This window comes from Filifactor sp., assembly GCF_057248345.1.
Map to the genome: position 1 here is coordinate 1 of NZ_DBHIIC010000070.1, position 3,568 is coordinate 3,568.

The 3,568-nt window shown below is 31.9% G+C and carries 2 protein-coding genes; both read left to right on the forward strand.

Translation table 11 applies throughout. The features are described 5' to 3' along the window. Positions 1-1,128 (forward strand): AAA family ATPase (locus ACO5GE_RS07810; RefSeq protein WP_484830352.1); only part of this gene is annotated, 1,128 nt, incomplete at its 5' end. Further along, positions 1,121-3,355 carry a S8 family peptidase gene (locus ACO5GE_RS07815; RefSeq protein ID WP_484830353.1) on the forward strand — a complete coding sequence of 745 codons (2,235 nt, stop codon included), beginning with the start codon at positions 1,121-1,123 and terminating at the stop codon, positions 3,353-3,355. The genes ACO5GE_RS07810 and ACO5GE_RS07815, both read left to right, overlap by 8 nt. The last annotated feature ends 213 nt before the right edge of the window (positions 3,356-3,568 follow it).

Sequence of the window (3,568 nt, forward strand, 5' to 3'; positions counted from 1 at the left end):
ATAATGGAAATGTGTCCCGTTTTTTGGTATGATCATAAAGAAAATAGGAGGTATGGAAATATGAAAAAACAAAATGTTTTAAATTTAATAAAATACCATGTGGAAAGGAATGAAAAATCCTTTAGAAATGAGGCGATAGCAATAGCAAGATATTTTGATAGCATAGGAGATTATCAGTTATCTGAATATATTATGGGGTTAATATCTGAATCAAATTTATATTCACCACAAAGTAGTGATTTTGAAAGTGAATTTTTAAAACAAGTAGAAATAAGAAATTTAGAGGCTTTAAATTTACCACTTGAAATAACAGAAGACATAAAAGGTATTATTAACGCTGTAAACCATAATGTTGGTATTAATAAATTTTTATTTGAAGGATTACCGGGAAGCGGAAAAACAGAAGCAGCCAAAAATGTTGCAAGATTATTGGATAGATCTCTTTTTAGGGTGGATTTTGAAAACTTGATAGATAGCAAGTTGGGACAGACTAATAAAAACATAATAAAAGTCTTTAGAGAAATAAATATGCTTCCAAATGCAAATAAGGCTGTGGTTTTATTTGATGAAATTGATGTTATTGCTTTGGATAGAATTAATTCTAATGATATTAGAGAGATGGGAAGAGTAACATCTACAATTTTAAGAGAATTAGATAGACTGACAGACCTTAATAAAGAGATTGTACTTATTGCAACAACTAATCTATATTCAAATTTTGATAAAGCATTAATTAGGAGATTTGATGCTGTTATTAATTTCAATAGGTATAGTGATGAGGATTTAATAGAAGTTGCTGAATATTATTTTTCTTCATTTATCAAGAATTTTAAAGGAATATCCAAGGATACAAGATTATTTAAAAAAATATTAAAGACAGCAAAGAAAATACCTTATCCCGGGGAATTAAAAAACATTATAAAAACATCTCTTGCATTTAGCGATGTTGGTTCTGAGTATGATTATTTGAAAAGATTATACAATAGTTTGATAGGGAGTTTGGATCAAAAGGATATAAACCAACTTCATGAAGAAGGACTTACTGTAAGGGAAATAGAAAAATTAAAAGGTGAGTCTAAAAGTTCAGTATCAAGAAAGTTAAAGAGGGAGGAAGTAGATAGTGAATAATGTCGTGGAATTAAAAGGGAAACGCTTTGTGCAAGCCAGTAAAAATGGTATGCGTGGAGGCATAACCATGAATGGGAAAGTAGAAGTCAGTACAGAGCATTTATTAAGATTAAGATCTCAGCTAATTCAGATTAAAGAATTCTGGGATAAAGAAACAAAGCCGTTTGAAGGAATTTTGCTTAGTGTTTATTATAATAAGATTGTTGCAAAAAGTAATCGGATTTCTGGACTTTTTAAAGGAACTGCTTCTAATGATGCAATTGTTGGGGCAAAATTTAATAGAGATAAGAGTAAACATATTATCACATATTTTCTTGATGAGTATGACTTGACTAAAAGCATAGAGTTGTTTACAGATACTTCCGATATATTATCTCAAAAATTTGCAGGTAATATTAACCAAAACATGTTTGAGGATAAAAACATTGTTAATCAAGCAGTTTTTAAAGAACTTTCTGTAAGTATGTCTACATTCAAACAAGTGATTGCAGATGCATCATATATTGATTCCTTTGAAATAGAGTTACCCACAATGGATGTAAAGCAAAGTATTATAACTTTGTATGATGTAAGAAAAGATACAAAATTATTATTTGAAAGATTAGGGATAGATATTTTAAGTAGCAGAATTTTAGATAATCAAACGGTTTACTTAGATGAAAATCAGGTAGAAGTACTTTTTGAAAAGGCACCCTATCTTGTTTCAATGGCAACCGTTGATTTGTCAAGTTTATCACCCGATGATTTTATCAATGAGTATCAAACAAAAATGGTAACTATACCATCCCCAACTATTGAACCTACGATTGGAGTGATAGATACCTTATTCGATGAAAGTGTTTATTTTAGCGATTGGGTTGAATATCATGATATGGTTTCAGAAGATATACCAAAAAATCCAAAAGATTATAATCATGGGACAGCAGTATCTTCTATTATTGTTGATGGAGCCAGATTAAATCCTTGGTTGGATGATGGCTGCGGAAGGTTTAAAGTTAGGCATTTTGGAGTAGCGGTAGGTGCTGAATTTTCTTCATTTTCAATAATAAAGAAAATAAAGAGTATTGTGGTAAATAATTCAGATATAAAAGTCTGGAATATTTCACTTGGCAGTAATCAGGAAATTAATGACAACTTTATTTCTGCTGAAGCTGCGACCTTAGATAAAATTCAGTTCGATAACAATGTAATATTTGTTGTGGCAGGAACAAATAAACCAAGTGCAGATATAGTAAAAATAGGCTCTCCGGCAGATTCTGTTAATAGCATAGTTGTAAATTCAGTTAGTAAGAATGGTCTGTCTACTAAATATGCTCGTAAAGGATTAGTATTATCTTTCTTTGCAAAACCTGATGTGAGTTATTATGGTGGCAGTGAAGAAGAGTACATTAGGGTTTGCGAACCTTTAGGGGCTGCAAGTGTTGCCGGTACTTCTTATGCTGCACCTTGGATTGCGAGGAAATTGTCTTATTTAATTGATGTGTTAGGACTTAATAGAGAAATTGCAAAAGCCATGATTATTGATGCTGCAAGAGGTTGGGATGAAAAACCGACTCCTGAGGAAGTTGCTTTATATGGGCATGGAGTTGTACCAATTCATATAAACGATATTATTCAAACAAAAGATGATGAAATTAAATTTGTGGTATCAGACATTAGCGAAAAATGGAATACTTATAACTACGATTTTCCAGTTCCTCTAAAAGATAATAAGTATCCATATATTGCGAAGGCTACGATGTGTTATTTTCCTTTGTGTGATAGATTGCAAGGTGTTGATTATACAAATACGGAATTGAATTTACATTTTGGGCGAATAGGGGATGATAAAAAAATCAAGGATATTAAGGGGGATAAACAGAATACAGAAGACATCTTAGAAGGAGAAAGAAATTATCTTTTGGAAGGTGAAGCCAGAAAGCAGTTTAGAAAATGGGACAATGTAAAGTATATCGCAGAGAGTGCTACAAAAAGAATGATACCAAAAGACTCTTATAGAAATAAGAATTGGGGCATGGAAATAAAAACAAATAACCGATTAGCTCCTCAAGATGGTGTAGGAGTTAGGTTTGGTGTTGTTGTAACACTCAAAGAAATGAATGGAGTTAATAGAATTGATGAATTTATCAGAAGTTGTACACTAAATGGTTGGCTGGTAAATGTAATCGATGTTGTTAATAGAGTGGATATTCACCAAAAAGTTAATGAAGAGATTGAGTTTGAATAGATGGTAAATGACGTAAAGTAGTAAATAACCTGTCCGTTCAAAAAATCTGCCAGCTCTCAGGATGGCAGATTTTTCTTTACCTTGTTTTATTCTTTCTACAGCTATCCGGTAGTGCCTCCGACCAAGGCATCAGTTTTTTCAGTTCTTCCTCCGGAACTTTTTCTCTTGGATATTTGAGGAGTTCCTTTAGTAGGTATGTAAAGTATTCGTAGG